The following is a 20,211-nucleotide window of genomic DNA, read 5'->3' on the forward strand; positions in this document are numbered from 1 at the left end:
ACCGAGCGTCGACCATGTTGCTCTGAACGGGTGATGCTCAGTCGGCGGGCACCCAGGACGGCTTCCGCTTCTCGCCGAACGCCCGGATGCCCTCCTGGCCCTCCTCGGAGGCGAAGTAGCCCGCCGAGAGCGTGTTCATCGCGGCGAAGTCGTCGGCCATCGTCGCCGGGCGCTCGCGGCGCAGCATCGCCTTGGCCCCGGCCAGGGCCCCCGGCGCGCCGAGCCGGAGCATCCCGGCGTAGCGGGCCACCTCGTCGTCGAGCGCGTCGGCCGGGACGGCGCTGTTGATCAGTCCGACCGCCGCCGCGCGCCGCGCGTCGAACGTCTCGCCGGTCAGGAACAGCTCGTGTGCCGCGCGGGCGGACAGCCGGGGGAGCACAGTCACCGAGATGACCGCGGGCACGACGCCGATGCGGACCTCGGAGAAGGCGAACGTCGCGTCCTCGGCCGCGACCGCGATGTCGCACGCCGCGACGATGCCGACCCCGCCCGCGCGGGCGGGGCCGGCGAGCCGTGCGACGACCGGCTTCGGCGAGTCCCACAGCGTCGTCAGGATGCGGGGCACCTCGGTGACGCCCTGCGCGCCGGCGGCGGCGCCCTTCGACTCCTTGAGGTCCATCCCGGCGCAGAACACGGTGCCGGTGTGGGTCAGCACGACCACCCGCACTGCGTCGTCGGCGATCGCGGTGTCGAGGTGGGCGATCAGCTCGCGGCGCAGCTGCGCCGAGAGCGCGTTGCGGTTGTGCGGGGAGTCGAGCGTGATCGTCGCGATCCCGGCCTCGACGGCCAGGTGGACGAGCTCGGGGGAGTCGGGGGTGTCCGCGGTGACAGTCACCCCCGCACCCTAGGTCCTCAGGCCTTGCGCCAGTTGCTCGTGATCGAGACCCCGGCCAGGGCGAACAGCTGCGACACCGGGCAGCGGCGCTCGGTCTCGCGGGCGAGCTCGGCGACCTGCTCCGCGGAGCCGTCGGTGGTGACCACGGCGTCGATCCGCAGGTTCTGGAACGTCGTCTCGCCCTCGCGGTGGGTGCCCGCGGTCATGGTCGTCGGGTTGAAGTCCGCCGCCACGTCGAAGCGCACGTGCTCGATGGTGATCCCGAGCTCCTTGGCGACGATCGAGCTGGTGACCTGGTTGCACGACGACAGCGACGCGAGGGTGTAGGCGAGCGGGCTGGGGTGCTCGTCCTTGCCGCCGAAGGCGGGGTAGGCGTCGGTCTCGATGGTGTAGTCGGCGCCGTCGACCGCGACGGTCTGCGCGACGCCGGTGCCCTGGCCGCTGACGGCGAAGGTGACGAGGGGCATGGTGATCTCCTGGGATGTGTCGTGCGGGAAGGCCGGTCGGGGTGGGTCAGCGGCGGCGACAGAGCGCGCCGCGGGTCCGGCCGAGGTCGATGTGGCGCCGACGCACGAGGACGATCACCGCACCAGTCAACCGCACCGGCCGGTGGTGCGCGACGTGATGATCGCGGCCGAACCGGTGGGCGGGCCGGTGCGAAACCGGTCGGGTGGCGGCGGTCACCGGGTCCGGTCTAGTCTCGGTAAACGGAGAACACTCCGTTTATGAAGGGACACGTCGTGGACATCGGACTGCACATCGCGGACTTCACCTTCCCCGCCGGGCCCGCCGGCCTGGCCGACGACCTCTCCCGGATCGCGGCCGCCGCCGAGGAGCAGGGGTTCGCGCGGGTCAGCGTCATGGACCACGTCTGGCAGATCCGCCCGGTCGGGCCGATCGAGAACGACATGCTCGAGGCGTACACGGTCCTGGGCTACCTGGCCGCGCGGACCGAGCGCGTCGAGCTGCTGGCCTGGGTGACCGCGGTGACCTACCGCGACCCCGGGCTTCTCGTCAAGGCCGTCACCACGCTGGACGTGCTGTCCGGCGGGCGGGCGATGCTCGGCATCGGCGCCGCCTGGAACGAGGAGGAGGCCGCCGGCCTCGGCCTGTTCTTCCCGCCGACCGCGGAGCGGTTCGAGCGGCTGGAGGAGACCCTGCGCATCGCCCGGCAGATGTGGAGCGACGACGACGGCCCCTTCGACGGCGAGCACTACCGGCTGGCGCGCACGATGAACGTCCCGCAGCCGCTGCGCGGGCCGCACCCGCCGATCCTGATCGGCGGCGGCGGCGAGCGGAAGACGCTGCGCCTGGTCGCGCAGTACGCCGACGCGTGCAACCTGTTCGGCGGCCCGGAGCTGGCGCACAAGCTCGACGTGCTCCGCACCCGCTGCGAGGAGGTCGGGCGCGACTACGACGAGATCGAGAAGACGGTGATGGCGCGGCTCGACCCGGCGGACCCGAAGGCGGCGGTCGAGGAGCTGCGCGGGTACGCGGCGCTGGGTGTGCACCACGTGCACACGGTGGTCCCGGGCGTGGCGGGGATCGAGCCGCTGCGGGTGTTCGGCTCCGAGATCGTCCCGGCCGCGGCCGAGCTCTGAGACGGCGTGCTCAGCGACCGGGCTGGCGCGGCATCGTCCGCAGGACGGCGACCTGCTGGTCCAGCTCGGCGGCGATGAGCTCGGCGTGCAGGGCGGCGGAGGCGCCGTCGTGGGCGGCGAGGGCGCGGTGGCGGCGCACCAGCTCGTCGATCGCGTCCAGCATGCGGTCCACCGCCGCCCGCCCGGTGTCCGGCGTGGGGAGCTCGACGGCGGCGGGGCGGTCGGTCGGGGGGCGAATCAGCTCTGCGGTCATGCGACGTTCTCCGTTGAACGTGTCGGGGTCGGGGCGTGTCATGCGCAGTCGGTCCTGGTCTCTCAGCTCCGTTGTACCCCCCTTCAACGCCTTTTACGCCGTGTAGAACACGGGTGGGACGCAGGACACGGTGACCGGACGCACGTGGTCGGTGACCGGTCGTGATCATCGGAGGTCCCGGCCCCGGGTCCGCGGTCGGCGGGCGAACGGAGCGCGGTCCCGGCGGCCGTCGTGGAAACGGCGGGTGACCGGTCGGTGGCGTTTCGCAGCGATGTCTGTCCTCGAACGGGTGACCCTCGTTAGCGTCCGGACCATGATCATTCGTCCGGATGCGCGGACCGGGGTGCGGGCGCTGCTCGTCGCCGCCCTCGTCGCCGCGCTGGCCGCGCTCGGCCTCGCGCTCCCCGCCACCGCCTCGGCCGCCGTCCCGTCGGCCGCCGTCCCGTCCGCCGCCGTCCCGTCCGCCGCCCAGTCCGTCGCCCGGTCCGCCGTCCCGTCCGCCGGGGTCGCCGCGCCCGTCGCCCCGGCCGCCGTGCCGGGCGAGGAGGAGTCCGGGCTGCCCGTGCGGGCTCTGTCGTCGCTGCCCGACGAGGCGACCGACACCTACCGCCTGATCCGCTCCGGCGGTCCGTACCCCTACTCGCAGGACGGCACGACGTTCCAGAACCGGGAGGGCATCCTGCCCGCGAAGTCCTCGGGCTACTACGAGGAGTACACCGTCGAGACGCCCGGCTCGAGCACCCGCGGTGCCCGCCGCATCGTCACCGGGTCGGGCGGCGAGTACTACTACACGGGTGACCACTACGCCTCGTTCGTCGTGGTAGACGTCTCGAGGTGAGCACCCTGCACCGTGAGAGCGCCGGTACCGCCCCCGCCGTCGAGGCGGCCCGGGGGCGGGCCGGGGCCTCGGGCCTGGTCGCCGTCGTCGAGGGGGTCGCGGACCGTGCCGCGACGTTGGCGGCGTTCGGCGAGGCCCTGAGTTTCCCCGGGTACTACGGCCACAACCTCGACGCGCTCGCCGACTGCCTGTCGGACCTGTCCTGGCTGCCGCCCGGGCCGGTCGAGCTCGTCGTCGCCGACGGCGGGCTCGCCGCGGCGGACCCGCGCACCCACGCCGCGGTGCTGTCGGTGCTCGCCGACGCCGTCGCCGCGACGGCGGGGACCCCGCACCCGCTGCGGGTGACCCTCGCCGGCCCCGGGGAATCGCCCGCCGTGTGACGGCGTTGGCTCCGGTGACGACGCCGCGACGGGTGGCCGGGGCGGGGGAGGGGACCTACCGTGGGACGCATGGGTCTGCGGCTGGTGACGCGCCGACACGTCGACCTGTGCCGGCTGCGCCGCCGGCCGTGACGCGACGGTCCCGCCCGTCCGCCGACCCAGGAGCGTCCCCGTGTCCCGAAACCCGCACGCCCCCTCCGTCGTGATCGTCGGCGCCGGCCCCCGCGGGGCCGGCGTGCTCGAGCGCATGGTCGCGAGCGCCCCGGAGATGCTCGCCGGCGCGCTCGCCGGGCCGGGCGTCGACGTCCACCTCGTCGACCCCTTCCCGGCCGGCGCCGGGCGCATCTGGCGCACCGAGCAGTCGCCGCTGCTCGCGATGAACTCGATGGCCGCCGACGTCACGATGTGGACCGACGCCTCCGTGGTCTGCGACGGCCCCGTCGCGCCCGGCCCGTCGTTCTGGGAGTGGGCGCAGGCGCTGCGCGAGCACGGCGACCCGCGGGCCGAGCTCGGCCCGGAGCTCGCCGGCGAGCTGGCCGCCGTCACGGCGACGACGTTCCCCTCGCGCCGCCTGCAGAGCCACTACCTCGCCGCCGTGCTGCGCGAGGTCGTCGCGCGCGCACCGGCCGGGATGCGGGTGCACGTGCACCGCGCCACCGCCGAGAGCCTGGACGAGTCCGGCGGCCGGCAGGCCGTGCGCCTCGGCGACGGCACCACGCTGCGCGCCGACGCCGTCGTGCTGGCCTCGGGGCACCTCGACGCCACCCCCACCGACGACGAGCGCGCGCTGGCCGCCCGGGCCGCCGCGCTCGGGCTGCGCTACCTGCCCCCGGAACAGACGACCGACTCGGACCTGTCGGTGATCGAGCCCGGCGAGACCGTGCTCGCCCGCGGCCTCGGGCTCGCGTTCGTCGACCTCGCCGTGCTGCTGTTCGAGGGCCGCGGCGGGCGCTTCGTGCCCGACCCCGAGGACCCCGACCAGCTGCGCTACCTGCCGTCCGGGCACGAGCCGGTGCTGGTCGCGGGGTCGCCGCGGGGCGCCACGTACCACTCCAAGACCCACTACCAGCTGCGCGGCGGGCGCCCCCCGCTGCCGCGGTTCCTGCCGCCGGCGACCACCGACGCGCTCATCGCCTCCGGCGGCCCGGTGGACGTGCGCACCGAGGTCTGGCCGCTGATGGCCAAGGAGATCGCCTGGGGCTGGTACCACGAGCTGTTCCAGGGGCACCCCGACCGCGTCCGCGCCGGGTGGGACGAGTTCGCCGAGCGGTTCGCCGCGGTCGCCCACGACAGCCCGCAGGAGGCGGCGCTGGTCGCCGAGCTCGTGCCCGACCCGCTCGACCGGCTCGACCTGGCCGCGCTGGACCGCCCGCTCGACGGCCTGCACGCCCCCGACCTGGCGACGCTGCAGCCGCTGGTGCGCGAGCGGATCGCCGAGGACCTGCGCCAGCACGTCGACGACCGGCACACCCCGCACCTGGGCGCGTTCGTGGCGATGCTGTCGGTCTTCACCGAGACCACCCGGCTCGCCGGCTCCGGGGTCCTCTCGGCGCGCTCGCGCGCGCAGGACCTGCCGTGGTGGCAGTCGTTCTTCAACTCCGTGGCCTCCGGCCCGCCCGGGTTCCGCGTGCGCGAGCTGCTGGCCCTCTCGCGCGCCGGGTACCTGAGGTTCCTGGGCGCCGGGACGGCCGTCGACGTCGACGAGCACGGCTTCCACGCCACCAGCACCACCCTCGCCGGCGCGGAGCCGGTGACCGCGCGGGTGCTCGTCGAGGCCCGGCTGCCCGACCCGAGCCTGTCGCGCACCGCGGACCCGCTGCTGGCCGGGCTGCTCGCGCGCGGCGAGGCCGTCGAGGAACAGCTGCGCGACGACGACGGCACCCTGCTGCGCAGCACCGGCCTGCTGTCGGTGCGCCCGTCCGACGGCGCGCTGCACACCGCGGGCGGCGGGGTGCACCCGCGCCGCTTCGCCGTCGGGCCGCACACCACGGTGAAGGTCGCCGGGGCGTTCACCCGGCCCGGGATGAACGCGCAGAGCCTGCGCTACAACGACGCCGTCGCCCGCGCGGTGCTGGGCGTGCTGCCGGGTGCGGTCGCCCGGGCGACGCCCGCCGCCTGAGCGGGGGCACCGCGGTCCGGGCGCCGCGCGGGCTCAGCCGCGGCTGCCGACGGGTTCGGGAGCCCGCTGCGGCTCGGCCTGCGTGCCACGCCGGCGCGGCAGCAGCGCGACGGTGACGACGAGCGCGACCGCCGTCGCCCCCAGCACGGCCGGGCCGGGCACGCCGAGCAGGGCGAGCGCCGAGGCGAGCAGCACCGCGGTGACCACGGGCTTGACGAGGCGCCCGGTGCCGGCCGAGGACACCCGTGCGCCCAGCCAGACGCCGGGCAGCGCGCCGACCAGCAGCGCCGCGGCGAGGCCGACGTGGACGTCGCCGAAGAACAGGTGCCCGAGTGTGGCGGCGCCGACCAGCGGGATGGCCTGCACGATGTCGGTTCCCACGAGGCGCGACGGGTGCAGCTGCGGGTAGGCGAGCAGCAGCATCGCGATGATCAGCGACCCGGCGCCGACCGAGGTCATGCCCACGGCGAGGCCCCCGACGACGCCGATGAGCACCGTGCGCACCGGCCGGACGACGACCGGGGCGTCGACGTCGACGGCGTTGCGGCTGCCCCGCCGGTCCATCACCTGACGGAACAGCGTCGTCGCGACCGACGCGACGAGCGCGATCCCGATGAACACCTTCAGCCGGTCCTCGACGCCGATCCCCGTGCCGATCGTCCCGATCAGCACGGCCCCGGCGAATCCGGCGGGCACGGCACCGAGCACCAGCCAGCCGGTCAGCCGCCAGTGCACGGTGCGCCGCCGGGCGTGCACCGCGGCCCCGACCGGCTTCATCACCAGCGAGGTCAGCAGGTCCGACGAGATCGCCGTCAGCGGGTTGATCTTGAAGACGAGCACGAGCAGCGGCGTCAGCAGCGCGCCGCCGCCCATGCCGGTGAGCCCGACGAGGAGGCCGACGAGCAGGCCGGCCAGAGCGAGGGAGGGGTCGAACATGATCCTGCTTCCTGCGCACGCCGGGCGTGCGGGAGCTGCCGTGACCCGTGCGGGGGCCGCGGTGCGTGGCGGGACGGCGCGGGACGCCGTGGCGGGACGGGGCTACCGGCCGCGGCGACAGAACTCGTCGAAGGCGTCGAGCCGGCGCGACGGCCAGAACCGCTCGAGGTGCGCGACGAGGTGCCAGGAGACCGCCGGGTCCGACGCCGAACGGCCGGGCGCGGCGGCCCGGGCGGCGTGGACACAGGACTCGGTCACGACCCCATGGTGGGCGTCCGGGCGGGCCGCGACAAGTCGGCTTCCGCAGGCCGGGACGGCGCCGAACCTGTCCGGACACGTTGCCGGTCCGAGCCTCTGAGCTGGGCGGACGACCCGGCCGGACGCCCGTCGTGGGCGTGTGGGCGGCGGCTCGTGACCGGCGCCACGGCCCACGGCACGGCCCACCGGTCCGGACAGCCGGGCGGCGGGCCGCCCGCCGGGTCAGCCGACGGCCGTCCCGCAGGACGTGCAGAAGCGCGCACCGGCGCCGGCCCGGGCCCCGCACGCGCCGCACCAGCTCGCGGTGGGCCGCTCCAGGGTGGAGACCGGGGCCGTGGTGCCCGCGTCCGGGGCTCCGGTCGCGGCCGGGTCGGTCGTCTCCGCGGTGGGCTCCGGCAGTCCGGCGGGCTCGGCCGGTGCGGCGGGCTCCGCGGCCGCCGCGGGGGCCGGGGACCCGGGCGGCGGCGCGGCCGGTCCGGTCCCGGCCGGAGCGGGGGTCTCCCCGGTGCGCTGCGCGGGCACGGCCCACGCCGGTGCCGCGCCCCCGCTGTCGGCCGGGCGGCGGCGGCCGCGGACCACCACCGCCAGTGCGAGCAGCGCGAGGACCAGCACCGCTGCTCCGGCCGCGTACCAGACCCAGGTGGGCACCGCGGGCGGGCCGTCACCGGCCGGCGCGACGGCCGGGGGCAGCGTCGTGACCCCGTGCGCACCCAGCCAGTCGTGCAGCGACGTCGTGTCGGTGACGAAGTTCGAGGCCTGGACCCCGTTGGTGTCGCGGACGTAGAAGGAGTTGACGCCGAGCACGTTGCCGAGCTCGTCGACCGTCGGCCCGCCGGACATGCCGGGGTTGATCGTCGCGTCGATCTCGGTCGTCGCGACGCCCTGCGGGGTGACCTGGTTGCTGGCGACGGTGCCGGAGATGAAGCTGGCCCGGGTCCGGTCGATGTCGCTGACGGCGCGCACGGTCCCCGGGAACCCGATCGCGGTCAGGGGTGCCCCGGAGCGCGGGTCGGCGGTCGCCACCGGCAGCGCGACCGCACCGGTCGTCTCCACCTTCAGCAGGGCCAGGTCACCCTCGGCGCCGGGCTGGAAGGCCAGCATCTGCGCCGGCGCCGGCCGGGTCAGCGCGGCGCCGGTCACGGCGGACGGCTGCACCGCGGTAATGGTGCGCGCGATCGGCGACCCGGTGTTGCGTCCCTCCACCTGCCAGGACTGCTGGGCGCCCGGCGAGATCGACGACGCCTGCGCCGAGGTCAGCAGCTTCCGGTCGACCTGCTGGTCCAGCAGCGCGTCGATCAGCAGGGCTCGGCCCTCGTCCGGGTCGACGCAGTGCCCGGCGGTGGCGATCTGCCCGGTCGTCGAGACGAAGAACCCGGTGCACGTCGTCGACGACTCGAGCGGGTCGGACCACTGCCGGCCGTCCGCGGTGTCGTAGAGGACGTAGCCCGACCACGTCACCCCGAGCAGGACGACGGCGGGCTCGATCCGCGAGTTCAGCTCCTCCGCCCCGGGCGGCGCCTGCGCCGCGGCCGCCGGCAGTCCCGTCGCGACCGTCAGCAGCGGGACGGCCAGGAGCGCGGCGAGCCACCGCCACGCACGTCGGGACGGCCGGGTACGGGTGCTGCGCGACGGGCCCATGTCCGACTCCTCTGCCACACGGGGCCACCGGGGCGTCGTCGCCCGCGGTGTGTCTCGCATCACTCGGGACCGGCGGCCGGGCCGTTACGAGACCGGCTCGCGAATCGGCAGAACAGATGAGGTCAGCCCGCGGCGGGCACCGCCGCGAGCGGGTCGCCGACCAGGCCGGCGGCCAGCGTGTTGCCCGTCGGCGGGTCGACGAGCAGGAACCCGCCGGTCGCGCGGACCCGGGCGTACTCGTCGACCGGCAGCGCGTCGGCCACCCGCAGCGACACCCGTCCGATGTCGTTGATCTCGAGCTTCTCCGGGCCCGCGGCGTAGGACACCGTCTCGGTGTCGAGCCGCGACCCCAGCTGCCCGACGATCACCTGGGTGGTGCGGGTGCCGTGCTTGAGCAGCAGCCGCGCCCCGGGGACCAGCGGCTTCTCGGCCAGCCAGCACAGCGTCGCGTCGATCTCGGAGGTGACCTCCGGGACGTCGGACGCGGCCGCGATCAGGGCGCCGCGGGGGGCGTCGATGTCGTCGGCGAGCAGCACCGTGATGCTGAGCCCGGCCCCGGCGGCGCCGAGCGGGCCGTCGGCGGTGCGGACCTCGGAGACGGTGGTGCGGTGCCCCTCGGGCAGCACCACGACCTCGTCGCCGGGACGGACGGTGCCCGAGGCGACCTGACCGGCGTAGCCGCGGTAGTCGTGGAGGTCACCGAGCGACGCGTCGGCGGAGCGGGACCCGCCACCGTGGCGGGGCCGGATCACGTACTGGACCGGCATCCGGAACGGGGCGCCGGCGTCCGGGCCCTCGACCGGCACCGACTCCAGATGCTCGAGCAGCGTCGGGCCGGTGTACCAGGGTGTGCGCTCGCTGCGGAACGCCACGTTGTCCCCGACCAGCGCCGAGACCGGGATGACCTGGACGGCGTCGTCGGGGAAGCCCAGCGACCGGGTCAGGTCGGTGAACTCGCGCTCGATGTCGGCGATCTTGGCCTGGTCGTGGTCGATCAGGTCGATCTTGTTGATCGCGAGCACCAGGCGCGGGACGCGCAGCAGCGACAGCACCGCGGCGTGCCGCCGGGTCTGGGACACGACGCCGTTGCGGGCGTCGACCAGCAGCACCGCGAGCTCGGCGGTCGACGCGCCGGTGACGGTGTTGCGGGTGTACTGCACGTGGCCCGGGGTGTCGGCGAGGACGAACTCGCGCGTCGGCGTGCCGAAGTACCGGTAGGCGACGTCGATGGTGATGCCCTGCTCGCGCTCGGCGCGCAGGCCGTCGACCAGCAGCGACAGGTCCGGCGTGGACATGCCCTTGTCGACCGAGGCGCGCTCGACGGCCTCGATCTGGTCGGCCAGCACCGACTTGGTGTCGTAGAGCAGGCGCCCGACGAGGGTGGACTTGCCGTCGTCGACGGAGCCGGCGGTGGCGAAGCGCAGCAGGTCGCGCGGCTGTGCGGAGTCGACCATCAGAAGTAGCCCTCCTTCTTGCGGTCCTCCATGGCGGCCTCCGAGAGCCGGTCGTCGGCCCGGGTGGCGCCGCGCTCGGTGAGCCGGGACGCGGTGACCTCGGCGATGACCTCGTCGAGGGTGGTGGCGGTGGACTCGACGGCGCCGGTGCAGGAGCCGTCGCCCACCGTGCGGTAGCGGATGGACCTGCGCTGCAGGGTCTCCCCGTCGCGGGCGCCGCCCCAGGGCCCCTCGGCCAGCCACATGCCGTCGCGCTGGAACACCTCGCGCTCGTGGGCGTAGTAGATCGACGGCAGCTCGATGCCCTCGCGCCGGATGTAGCGCCAGACGTCGAGCTCGGTCCAGTTGGAGATGGGGAAGACGCGGACGTGCTCGCCGGGGGCGTGCCGCCCGTTGTAGAGGTTCCACAGCTCCGGGCGCTGCTTGCGCGGGTCCCAGCGGCCGAACGCGTCGCGCAGGCTCATGATCCGCTCCTTGGCCCGGGCGCGCTCCTCGTCGCGCCGGCCGCCGCCGAACACGGCGTCGAAGCGGTGCTCGGCGATCGCGTCGAGCAGCGGCTGGGTCTGCAGCGGGTTGCGGGTGCCGTCGGAGCGCTCGACGAGGCGGCCGTCGGCGAGGTAGTCCTCGACCCGGGCCACCTCCAGGCGCAGGCCGTGCTGCTCGGCGACCCGGTCCCGGAACTCGATGACCTCGGGGTAGTTGTGCCCGGTGTCGACGTGCAGCAGGCCGAACGGCACCGGCGCCGGCGCGAACGCCTTGATGGCCAGGTGCACCAGCAGCGTGGAGTCCTTGCCGCCCGAGAACAGGATCACCGGGCGGTCGAACTCGCCGGCGACCTCGCGGAACACGTGGATCGCCTCGGACTCCAGCGCGTCGAGCGCGTCCAGGGCCGGGGTCGTGACGGCGGCGGTCACGGCGGTCTCCTCCAGGGTCGTCATGCGTGCAGCCCGCACTCGGTCTTGGCGCGCCCGGCCCAGCGGCCGGCGCGCGGGTCCTCGCCCGGCTTCGGCCTCGCCGTGCAGGGGGCGCAGCCGATGCTGGGGTAGCCGGCGTCGACCAGCGGGTTCACCAGGACCCCGTGCTCGGCGATGTAGCGGTCCATGTCCTCGTCGGACCACGCGGCGATCGGGTTGATCTTGACCAGCCCGAACTTGTCGTCGTAGGTGACCAGCGGGGTGTTCGCCCGGGTGGGCGCCTCGACGCGGCGGACGCCGGTGACCCAGGCGTCGTAGCGGGACAGGGTGTCCTGCAGCGGCGCGACCTTGCGCAGCGCGCAGCAGCGGTCGGGCTCGCGGGCGAACAGGTCCGTGCCGAACGCCTCGTCCTGCTCGGCGACGGACTGTGCGGCCGTCGCGTTCACGATGGTCAGCTCCGGGTAGACGGAGTCGACGGCGTCGCGGGTGCCGATGGTCTCGGCGAAGTGGTAGCCGGTCTCCAGGAACAGGATCTCGACGTCGCGCTTCGCCCGGTACGCCAGGTCGACCAGGACCGCGTCCTGCATGTTCGACGCGACGATCAGCCGGTCGCCGAAGGTCCGCGCGGCCCACGCGAGCAGCTGCCCGGCGGTCGCGTCGGGACCCAGCTCGGCGGCGCCCCGCTCGGCGGTGGCGCGCAGGTCGATCTCGGTGGTGACGCTCATGATCCTGCTCCCGAGGTCTCGGGGACGCCGATCCCCACGAAGGTGACGACGAAGGTGCGCAGGCAGCCCGCGCACCACCAGGCGGCGCCGGGGACCTTGTCCGACCGCTGGGCCGGGCGCAGGTCCTCCTCGCCGCAGTACGGGCAGTAGAACGTCGCGGCGCGCTCGCTCACTTCAGGTCCGCCTCGTCGGCGCGCAGCACCCACTGGGCGAAGCGCTCGTCGCCGTCGCGCTGGGCGGCGAAGTTGCGCACGACCCGCTCGACGTAGTCGCCCAGCTCGGCGCTGGTGACCTTGAGGCCGCGCAGCTTGCGGCCGAAGCCGGAGTCCAGCCCCAGCCCGCCGCCCAGGTGCACCTGGAAGCCCTCGACCTGGTTGCCGTCGGCGTCGGTGACGATCTGGCCCTTGAGCCCGATGTCGGCGACCTGGGTGCGGGCGCAGGCGTTGGGGCAGCCGTTGAGGTGCAACGAGATCGGCACGTCCGGCACGACGTCGGCGAGGCGCTTCTCGAGGTCCTCGACCAGCCGGATCGCCCGCTCCTTGGTCTCGACGATCGCGAGCTTGCAGAACTCGATGCCGGTGCAGGCCATCGTGGACCGGCGCCAGGTCGAGGGCCGCGCGGGCAGGCCGAGGGTGTCGAGCTCCTCGATCAGCCCGTCGAGCCGGTCGTCGGCGACGTCGAGCACCACGATCTTCTGGTACGGCGTGAACCGGATCCGGTCCGACCCGGCGCGCTCCGCCGCGTCGGCGACGGCGAGCAGCGTGCTGCCCGACACCCGGCCCGACGGCGGGGCGACGCCGACGTAGTTGCGGCCGTCCTTCTGCCGGAAGACCCCGACGTGGTCGATCGGGCGCTCGGGGACCGCCGGGGCCGGGCCGTCGAGGAGCTTCCGGCCCAGGTACTCGTCCTCCAGGATCTGGCGGAACTTCTCCGGGCCCCAGTCGGCGATGAGGAACTTGATGCGGGCGCGGTGGCGCAGCCGGCGGTAGCCGTAGTCGCGGAACACCTGCACGACGCCGTGCCACACGTCGGGCACCTCGTCGAGCGGGACCCAGGCGCCGAGGCGCTCCGCGATCCGCGGGTTGGTCGACAGGCCGCCGCCGACCCACAGGTCGAAGCCCGGACCGTGCTCCGGGTGGTCGACGCCGACGAAGGAGATGTCGTTGATCTCGTGCGCGACGTCCTGCTGCCAGGAGATCGCGGACTTGAACTTGCGCGGCAGGTTGGACAGCTCGCGGTCGCCGATGAACCGGCGCACGATCTCGTCGATCGCGGGGGTCGGGTCGACCTTCTCCGCCTCGGCGACGCCGGCGACCGGCGAGCCCATGACCACGCGCGGGCAGTCGCCGCAGGCCTCGGTGGTCTGCATGCCCAGCGGCTCGATCATCTTCCAGATCGCCGGGACGTCCTCGACGCGGATCCAGTGGTACTGGATGTTCTCCCGGTCGGTGACGTCGGCGGTGTCGCGGCCGTAGCGACGCGACACCTCGCCCAGGGCGCGCAGCTGCGCGACCGAGACCGCGCCGCCGTCGAGGCGCACGCGCATCATGAAGTACTCGTCGTCGAGCTCCTCCGGCTCCAGCGCCGCGGTGCGGCCGCCGTCGATGCCGGGGCGGCGCTGGGTGTAGAGGCCCATCCAGCGGAAGCGCCCGCGCAGGTCGGCGGGGTCGATCGAGTCGAAGCCCCGCGCGGCGTAGATGTTCTCGATCCGTGCGCGGACGTTGAGCGGGTTGTCGTCGCGCTTGCTGCGCTCGTTGGGGTTCAGCGGCTCGCGGTGGCCGAGCTTCCACTGCCCCTGGCCGCGGGCACGGCGGGGAGCGGTGTTCGTGGGCGCCATGTGGTGGGTGCTCCGTGTCGGGTGCGGGCGCACTCCGGCCCGGGACGGGGCACGGAGCGGCCCGGGCGGTTCGAGAAAGGGGGCCGTCGGTTCAGCGACGGCGACAGAGCGCGCTGCGGGTCCGGTTCAGGTCCACGTGGCGGCGGGCCACGAGGCGGAGACGGAGCGCGGGCACGTCGTCCAGGATGCACGGTGTCCGGACGCGTCACAAAGTGACGTTCGCATCGTGGGAGCGGACCGCTGATAGGTACGGACGTTCGCGATCGGGATCGGTCGTGGCCGTCCGGGCCCGGCCGTCCCCGCTGCGGCGCAGGCTGCGCCCATGATCCCCACCGGCCGCCCGCCCGTCGATCCGCCGTCCGATGCGCCGTCGGCCCCGCTCCGGCCCCGTCGCCACCTGACCACGGTCCCGCTCGTGGTGGGCCTGGTCGTGGCCCTGCCCTTCGCCGCGGGTGCGCTGGTCCCGCTGCTGTCCGGCGCGCGGCCCGCGACCGGCGACGTCGTCCTGGCCGTGGTGACGGCCTCGCTCGCGGGCCTCGCCGTGCGCTCGGCGGCCCGCCTGGGCCGGCGGCGGCTGTACGTCGACGCCGCCGGCATCCGTGCCGTCGGCTGGCCGGAGCCCGTCGCGGTCCCCGCGCACCGGGTCACCCGCGCACTCGTCGCCGAGCGGCGCCCGCCCGCCCTGGTGCTGACCACGGCGACCGGCGAGGAGCACCTGGAGCTGGTCGGGTTCGACGTGGCCGCGGTCCGGGCCCGGCTGCGTGCCCTCGGGGTGCCGGGCGGCGACACCCACGGCGTGCGGGACCCCCGGTGGACGGGGGGCGCGCCGGTCGCGCCGCCCGCGGACGTCGTCGTGCTGCGACCGCGGGTCCTCCGCACCCTGCTCCTGCTGATCGCCCCCGCGCTGATCTCGGTCTTCCTGGTGGTGGCCTCCGGCCGCGGGATCGTGCGCGACCTGACCGGCCGGGCGCCGATGGCCGGCCCCGAGTGGGCCCTGGCGCTCCTGCTGGGCGGCGCGGGACTGGTCGCCCTCGTCGGGATGCTCGCCCTGGTCTCCCGCCTCAGCCCGCGTCGGCGCATCGCGTGCGGACCCGACGCCCTGCAGCTCGTCGCGCCGACCGAGCCGCACCGCCCGGTCCGGCTGCCCTGGACCGCGATCGCCTCGATCGGGCTGGTCGAGCGCCGGGACGTCACCGCAGGGGCGGACGACGACCGCCGCGGCCTCCTGGGCGCCGCCGGACGGCAGGTCGCCCTCGACCGGCTGGAGGTCACCCTGCGGCACCGGCCGGCCGACGACGCCGTCCTCGGGTTGCTGGAGACCGCTCCCGGGCTGGTCGCCTACCCGCTCGACGGCTTCGACCCCGGTGAGGTCACGGCCCTGGTCCGGCGGGTCACCGGCCACGGACACCGCCCGGCCCCGGGGGCGGGCGGCGGGTGGCACACTCAGGCCACGTGACGACAGCACCGCGGACAGCACCGCAGACGGCCCCGTTCGGGCTCTACGTCCACGTGCCGTTCTGCGCGACCCGCTGCGGCTACTGCGACTTCAACACCTACACCGCCTCCGAGCTGGCCGGTGACGCCGCGTCCCCGGACGGCTGGCTCGCCGCCGCCCGCGCCGAGATCGCGCGCGCCGCGCGCACCGTGGGGCCGCGCCGGGTCGACACCGTGTTCGTCGGCGGCGGCACCCCGTCGCTGATCGGGGCGGACCGGCTCGTGGCGATGCTCGACGCCGTCCGCGAGCACCTCCCGCTCGCCGACGACGCCGAGGTCACCACCGAGTCCAACCCCGAGTCGGTCTCGCCGGAGTTCTTCGACCGGCTCCGCGCGGGCGGGTTCACCCGCATCTCGCTCGGCATGCAGTCCGCGGCGCCGCACGTGCTGGCGGTGCTCGACCGCACGCACACCCCCGGCCGGGCCGTCGAGGCGGCCCGGGAGGCCCGCGCCGCCGGGTTCGGCCACGTCAACCTGGACCTGATCTACGCCACCCCCGGCGAGACCGACGACGACCTGCGCGCCTCGGCCGACGCCGTCCTCGACGCGGGGGTGGACCACGTCTCGGCCTACGCCCTGATCGTCGAGGACGGGACCGCGCTGGCCCGCCGCGTCCGCCGCGGCGAGCTGCCCGCCCCCGACGACGACGTCGCCGCCACCCGCTACGAGCTGCTCGACGCGCGCCTGCGCGCCGCCGGGCTCGCCTGGTACGAGGTCTCGAACTGGTCGCGGCCCGGCGCCGAGTGCCGGCACAACCTCGGCTACTGGCGCGACGGCGACTGGTGGGGGATCGGCCCCGGCGCGCACTCGCACCTGGGCGGGCGCCGCTGGTGGAACGTCAAGCACCCGGCCCGCTGGGCGGGCGCGCTCGCCGGGGGCACGTCCCCGGAGGCGGGCGCGGAGCAGCTCACCGACGACGAGCGCCACACCGAGCGCGTCATGCTGCGCCTGCGTCTGGCCGAGGGCATGCCGCTGACCCTGCTGCGCGCCGGCGGCCGGTCCGCCGCGGAGCGCGCCGTCGCCGAGGGGCTGCTCGACCCGGCCGCGCACGCCGCGGGGCGGGCCGTGCTCACCGACCGCGGCCGGCTGCTGGCCGACCGGGTCGTCACCGAGCTGCTCGTCGCTGACGACGCACCGGCGGGCGCGCGGTGAGTCCGCGCCGCCGCCTGCTGCTCGGCCTGCTCGCGCTGGTCGCGGCCGTCGCGGTGGTGGCCGCGGTGGTCGCGCTCGTGCCCGGCGGCGCGCGGCCCGGCGGGCCCGTCGCGCAGGACCGGCCCGGCCCGGTGCTGATCGTCCCCGGCTACGGCGGCGACCGCGGCGGCCTGGAGCCGCTGGCCGCCGCGCTGCGCGCGCAGGGCCGCGACGCCCGCGTGCTCGTCCTCGACGGCGACGGCACCGGCGACCTGAACCGCCAGGTCGAGGTCCTCGACCGGGCCGTGGCCGACGCGACGGGCGCCGGCGCGGCCTCGGTGGACGTCGTCGGCTACTCCGCGGGCGGGGTGGTCGCCGGGCTGTGGGCGGTCCGCGACGACGGCGCGGCGCGCGCCCGGCGGATCGTCTCGCTCGGCTCGCCGCTGGCCGGCACCGAGGTCGCCGCGTCGGCCGCCGCGCTCGCCCCGGACGCCTGCCCGCAGGCCTGCCGCCAGCTCGCCCCCGGCTCGGCCCTGCTCGGCGAGCTGGCCGGTGCCGGGTCGCTGCTGCCGTGGCTGTCGGTGTGGACCGGCGACGACCGGGTCGTCACCCCGCCCGCCTCGGCGCGCCTGGCCGGGGCGGTGAACGTCGAGCTGCAGCAGCTCTGCCCGGGCGCCGCGGTCGACCACGGCGGGCTGCCCGCCGACGACGCCGTCGTCGGGCTGGTGCTGCGCGCGCTGTCCCCCGCACCGATCGCGCAGGCCCCCGCCGACTGCGGCACCCTGCGCGCCGCCGGCTGAGCGCGCCCGCTCAGCTGGTGACGTCCTTGGTCGCCAGGTTCGCCCAGGCCGCTCCGGTCGCGACGGCCACCCAGCCCAGCTGCACCCACGCCCCGGTCCGCGCGGAGTCGTAGAGGACGGGGTCGCGGTACAGGTCGATCCAGGCCAGCCAGTGCGCCGTGGGCAGGAACTCGACGAACGCCGCGGAGGCGTCGAGCGCCTGCAGCGACGCGCTCGTCACGACGACCGCCAGCACCGCGAGCGCGGCCGCGAGCGGGGCGTCGGTCAGCGTCGAGAAGAAGATCCCCAGCGCGCCGAGCGTCAGCATGCACAGCGCCAGGTAGCCGACGGTCAGCCCGGTGCGGGTGGCCAGGTCCACGGGCTCGATCACCGTCGCCGACAGCGAGCCCACCGCGCCCGGCCCGGTGTCGACCGGGGGCAGCGTCAGCCCGCCGGTCGCCGTCGTGGTGCCGGTGCCGAACACCGCGGTCCCCACGGCGTAGGAGCTCAGCACGACCAGCGTCACCGCGGTGAGCACGAAGAACGCCACCGACACCAGCTTCGCGACCAGCAGCCGCAGCCGCCCCACCGGGCGGATCAGCAGGTAGCGCAGCGTCCCCGCCGTGGCCTCCCCGGCCACGGTGTCCCCGGCGACGACGGCCACCGTGATCGGCAGCAGCACCGGCAGCACCAGGGCCAGCGCGAACGCCGGGAAGATCTGCCCGTTCGTCGCCACCGCGGACAGGAACGCCGGCCCCTGCCCGGGCGGGGGCAGGATCCCGGTCGCCGAGACGACCACCGCGACCAGTGCCGGCAGCGCGCACAGCAGCAGCCAGCACAGCCACACCCGCCTGCGGCGCAGCAGCAGCGCCAGCTCGACCCCGATCACCGTGCGGCACCCGGGCGCCCGACCCGGTCCGAGCCGTCGCCGGTCCGTTCGAGGACCACCTGCTCCAGGGTGCGCCGCTCCGGGGTCAGCGAGACCACCGCGACCCCGGCGCGCACCAGGTGGGCGTTGAGGTCGGCGGGGTCCGCGGCGCGCACGACGAGCCGGTCGCCGTCGCGGGACTCCAGGGCGCGGCCCAGGGCCCGGGCCGCCGCGTCCGGGTCGGGGGTGCGCACGAGCACCCGCCCGGTGGGCGCGCGCAGGGCGTCGAGGTCCTGGTCGAGCACGAGCCGCCCGGCGTCCATCACCCCGACCCGGGTGCAGAGCGTCTCGACCTCGGCGAGCAGGTGGCTGGAGAGCATCACGGTCGTCCCGGCCGCGTTCAGGGCGGTCAGCAGCGCCCGCATCTCGCCGATGCCGCGCGGGTCCAGCCCGTTGGTCGGCTCGTCGAGCAGCAGCAGCTCCGGGGTCCGCAGCAGCGCCGCGGCGATCCCGAGGCGCTGGCGCATGCCCAGCGAGTAGGCCCGCACCGGGCGCCGGTCCACCCCGCCCAGGCCCACCTGCTCCAGCGCGTCCTGCACGCGACGGCGCCGCTCGGCGGGCCGGTTCACCAGGCCACCGGCGGCCCCGGCCGCGTCGAGCAGGGTCAGGTTCGCGCGCCCGGACAGGCCCGGCCACGCGGCGGGGGACTCGACGAGCGCGCCCACCCGCGGCAGCACCGACCGCGCCGCGCGCGGCATCGGCGACCCCAGCACCTCGATCGACCCGGACGTGGCGTGCACCAGCCCGAGCAGCATCCGGACCAGCGTCGTCTTGCCCGAGCCGTTCGGGCCGAGCAGCCCGAACCGCGACCCGGCCGGCACGGCGAGGTCCACCCCGTCGACGGCGGTGACCCGGCCGAACCGCTTCGTGAGCCCCTCGGTGGCGACGACGGTCACGAGCCGCCCCCCACCAGCTCGACGGCGGCGGCCTCCAGCACGGCCGGGCGCACCGGCCCGGCCAGCAGCACCCCGCGCCGCCGTCGCCGCGCCACCACCAGGGTGAGCAGCGGCGTCGCGATCCGCACGGCGGTCCCGCCGGGCAGCCCCGGCACGTCGACGCCGCCCGCGACCGCCGAGCCGCGCACGATCCCGTCGACGACGTCGGGCCCGGCCGGGACCAGCACGAACCGGCCGACCCCGGTGCCGTAGACGGCGACGCCCGGCAGCAGCTCGTCGGCGGGCAGGTCCCCGGACACCGGCAGCGCGGCGCGGTCGCGCCCGGCGAGCCGGTCCGGCGGCGGCCTCCCCGCGACGCCGCGCAGGCCGGCGGTGAGGTCGTCGGGGCGGGCCCGCACCCGCTCCGCCGACGACGGCGGCGCCGGGACCAGCGCCCCGGGCGGCGGCGCTCCCGGCGCGACCGACGTGAACGCCGTCGCCAGCAGCGGGGCCCGGCCCGACACCACGTCGGTGTCGTAGCCCCCGGGCACCGTGCCGGGGCGGGCCGCGACCTCCACCGCGACCGGCAGCGCACCGTCCCCGACCGGCACCGCCCAGACGTCGATCCTCCCCGCCAGGCCGTTCGGGTCGGCCGGGGTCACCCGCAGCCCGGCGGCGACGAGCCCGGCCACGCGGCGCGGCGCCAGCGCGGTCACCGGGTCGTCCGGGGTCGCGCCGAGCAGCCTGCGGGCCAGGTCGGCCGGGGCCAGGTCCGACGCCCGCGGGAACCGCACCGGGGCGGGCGGGGTGACGGTCGTGAGGCGGTTCGCGCCGTAGTCCCAGACCTGCTCGACCCCACCGTCGCGGTAGGTGCCGACCTCACCGACGGGGGTGAGCTCGTCCACGCGCCAGCGGTCCGGCGCGGCGAGCTGCACCCGGATGCGGGTGGTCGCCGACAGCAGCCGGCCCGCCGTGCCGACCGGGGGCACGGCGGGCAGCCCGAGGCGGCCGGTCGCCGTCGCCAGGCCGGTGTGCGGGGGCACCCCGGCCAGGATCCGGGCGCGCAGTGCCACCGGGTCGCCGTCGCCGGCGGCACCCGGCGGCACGGGCAGCCAGCGGTCGGTGGTGCCGGCCGCGAGCAGCGCGGCCGCGCCCGCGCCGACCAGCAGGGAACGCCGCCCGAGACGACGGGAGAGGGACACCCCACCCACCGTGC

General features: G+C 76.0%; 22 protein-coding genes. 7 read left to right on the forward strand and 15 right to left on the reverse strand.

All coding sequences use genetic code 11. From position 1 onward, the window contains the following. Positions 1-37: 37 nt before the first annotated feature. From WJX68_RS10285 to WJX68_RS10295, 3 genes are read right to left on the reverse strand one after another with little or no spacing between them, the layout of a single operon-like run. Entirely contained in the window at positions 38-835 is a 798-nt protein-coding gene (locus WJX68_RS10285; RefSeq protein ID WP_340288723.1) for an enoyl-CoA hydratase-related protein, read from the reverse strand. A 17-nt stretch (positions 836-852) separates the two neighbouring features. Further along, on the reverse strand, positions 853-1,302 hold the full coding sequence (locus tag WJX68_RS10290; RefSeq protein ID WP_340288726.1) for an OsmC family protein: 450 nt from the start codon (positions 1,300-1,302) through the stop codon (positions 853-855). Between the two features lie 46 nt (positions 1,303-1,348). After that, positions 1,349-1,519: a hypothetical protein gene (locus WJX68_RS10295; RefSeq protein WP_340288728.1), complete on the reverse strand. Its 171-nt coding sequence runs from the start codon at positions 1,517-1,519 to the stop codon at positions 1,349-1,351. A gap of 56 nt (positions 1,520-1,575) precedes the next feature. On the opposite strand from WJX68_RS10295, the gene WJX68_RS10300 reads away from it, so the two are divergent. Beyond that, on the forward strand, positions 1,576-2,436 hold the full coding sequence (locus WJX68_RS10300) for an LLM class F420-dependent oxidoreductase (protein ID WP_340289278.1): 861 nt from the start codon (positions 1,576-1,578) through the stop codon (positions 2,434-2,436). Positions 2,437-2,446: 10 nt separating this feature from the next. Here the strand turns inward: WJX68_RS10300 and WJX68_RS10305 are convergent, their stop codons facing one another. After that, entirely contained in the window at positions 2,447-2,689 is a 243-nt protein-coding gene (locus WJX68_RS10305) for a hypothetical protein (protein WP_340288730.1), read from the reverse strand. A gap of 313 nt (positions 2,690-3,002) precedes the next feature. Between WJX68_RS10305 and WJX68_RS10310 the strand changes: the two genes are divergently transcribed. The 3 genes from WJX68_RS10310 to WJX68_RS10320 all read left to right on the forward strand — a co-directional run bounded on the left by WJX68_RS10310 (position 3,003) and on the right by WJX68_RS10320 (position 6,026). Then, on the forward strand, positions 3,003-3,527 hold the full coding sequence (locus WJX68_RS10310) for a guanyl-specific ribonuclease (RefSeq protein ID WP_340288733.1): 525 nt from the start codon (positions 3,003-3,005) through the stop codon (positions 3,525-3,527). Next, entirely contained in the window at positions 3,524-3,907 is a 384-nt protein-coding gene (locus tag WJX68_RS10315) for a barstar family protein (RefSeq protein ID WP_422785690.1), read from the forward strand. Before WJX68_RS10310 ends, WJX68_RS10315 begins: the two co-directional genes overlap by 4 nt. A 172-nt stretch (positions 3,908-4,079) precedes the next feature. After that, on the forward strand, positions 4,080-6,026 hold the full coding sequence (locus tag WJX68_RS10320) for an FAD/NAD(P)-binding protein (protein WP_340288736.1): 1,947 nt from the start codon (positions 4,080-4,082) through the stop codon (positions 6,024-6,026). Positions 6,027-6,059: 33 nt separating this feature from the next. Here the strand turns inward: WJX68_RS10320 and WJX68_RS10325 are convergent, their stop codons facing one another. The 8 genes from WJX68_RS10325 to WJX68_RS10360 form a co-directional block, all read right to left on the reverse strand. After that, a complete protein-coding gene (locus WJX68_RS10325; RefSeq protein WP_340288738.1) occupies positions 6,060-6,962 on the reverse strand; it encodes a sulfite exporter TauE/SafE family protein in 903 nt (300 codons plus the stop codon). 102 nt (positions 6,963-7,064) lie between these two features. Then, positions 7,065-7,220 carry a hypothetical protein gene (locus tag WJX68_RS10330; RefSeq protein ID WP_340288740.1) on the reverse strand — a complete coding sequence of 52 codons (156 nt, stop codon included), beginning with the start codon at positions 7,218-7,220 and terminating at the stop codon, positions 7,065-7,067. 222 nt (positions 7,221-7,442) lie between these two features. Continuing rightward, on the reverse strand, positions 7,443-8,876 hold the full coding sequence (locus WJX68_RS10335; RefSeq protein ID WP_340288743.1) for a trypsin-like peptidase domain-containing protein: 1,434 nt from the start codon (positions 8,874-8,876) through the stop codon (positions 7,443-7,445). A 104-nt stretch (positions 8,877-8,980) separates the two neighbouring features. Then, positions 8,981-10,312: a sulfate adenylyltransferase subunit 1 gene (locus WJX68_RS10340; RefSeq protein ID WP_340288746.1), complete on the reverse strand. Its 1,332-nt coding sequence runs from the start codon at positions 10,310-10,312 to the stop codon at positions 8,981-8,983. After that, on the reverse strand, positions 10,312-11,250 hold the full coding sequence (gene cysD, locus WJX68_RS10345) for a sulfate adenylyltransferase subunit CysD (protein WP_340288749.1): 939 nt from the start codon (positions 11,248-11,250) through the stop codon (positions 10,312-10,314). The genes WJX68_RS10340 and cysD overlap by 1 nt, the downstream gene beginning before the upstream one ends. Beyond that, entirely contained in the window at positions 11,247-11,951 is a 705-nt protein-coding gene (locus WJX68_RS10350) for a phosphoadenylyl-sulfate reductase (RefSeq protein WP_340288752.1), read from the reverse strand. The genes cysD and WJX68_RS10350 overlap by 4 nt, the downstream gene beginning before the upstream one ends. Continuing rightward, positions 11,948-12,124: an Insertion element protein gene (locus WJX68_RS10355; protein ID WP_340288755.1), complete on the reverse strand. Its 177-nt coding sequence runs from the start codon at positions 12,122-12,124 to the stop codon at positions 11,948-11,950. The genes WJX68_RS10350 and WJX68_RS10355 overlap by 4 nt, the downstream gene beginning before the upstream one ends. Then, entirely contained in the window at positions 12,121-13,788 is a 1,668-nt protein-coding gene (locus WJX68_RS10360; protein WP_340288758.1) for a nitrite/sulfite reductase, read from the reverse strand. Before WJX68_RS10360 ends, WJX68_RS10355 begins: the two co-directional genes overlap by 4 nt. 415 nt (positions 13,789-14,203) lie before the next feature. Between WJX68_RS10360 and WJX68_RS10365 the strand changes: the two genes are divergently transcribed. From WJX68_RS10365 to WJX68_RS10375, 3 genes are read left to right on the forward strand one after another with little or no spacing between them, the layout of a single operon-like run. Next, the gene (locus WJX68_RS10365) at positions 14,204-15,244 is read left to right on the forward strand and encodes a hypothetical protein (RefSeq protein ID WP_340288761.1); all 1,041 of its coding nucleotides are present in this window, start codon (positions 14,204-14,206) and stop codon (positions 15,242-15,244) included. Next, entirely contained in the window at positions 15,241-16,434 is a 1,194-nt protein-coding gene (gene hemW, locus WJX68_RS10370; RefSeq protein ID WP_340288764.1) for a radical SAM family heme chaperone HemW, read from the forward strand. The genes WJX68_RS10365 and hemW overlap by 4 nt, the downstream gene beginning before the upstream one ends. Beyond that, entirely contained in the window at positions 16,431-17,213 is a 783-nt protein-coding gene (locus tag WJX68_RS10375; RefSeq protein WP_340288767.1) for an esterase/lipase family protein, read from the forward strand. Before hemW ends, WJX68_RS10375 begins: the two co-directional genes overlap by 4 nt. Before the next feature lie 10 nt (positions 17,214-17,223). Here WJX68_RS10375 and WJX68_RS10380 read toward each other — a convergent pair whose 3' ends face one another. Genes WJX68_RS10380 through WJX68_RS10390 form a run of 3 tightly spaced genes read right to left on the reverse strand, consistent with a single transcriptional unit; the run spans position 17,224 to position 20,197 of the window. Continuing rightward, positions 17,224-18,081 (reverse strand): ABC transporter permease, encoded by an 858-nt coding sequence (locus tag WJX68_RS10380; RefSeq protein ID WP_340288770.1) that lies wholly within the window; start codon positions 18,079-18,081, stop codon positions 17,224-17,226. Next, positions 18,078-19,016, reverse strand: coding sequence for an ABC transporter ATP-binding protein (locus WJX68_RS10385; protein WP_340288773.1), 939 nt, complete (start codon positions 19,014-19,016; stop codon positions 18,078-18,080). The genes WJX68_RS10380 and WJX68_RS10385 overlap by 4 nt, the downstream gene beginning before the upstream one ends. After that, positions 19,013-20,197 carry a hypothetical protein gene (locus WJX68_RS10390; protein WP_340288776.1) on the reverse strand — a complete coding sequence of 395 codons (1,185 nt, stop codon included), beginning with the start codon at positions 20,195-20,197 and terminating at the stop codon, positions 19,013-19,015. Before WJX68_RS10390 ends, WJX68_RS10385 begins: the two co-directional genes overlap by 4 nt. Between the last annotated feature and the right edge of the window lie 14 nt (positions 20,198-20,211).

It is taken from the genome of Pseudonocardia spirodelae (genome assembly GCF_037727765.1).
Lineage (GTDB): Bacteria > Actinomycetota > Actinomycetes > Mycobacteriales > Pseudonocardiaceae > Pseudonocardia > Pseudonocardia spirodelae.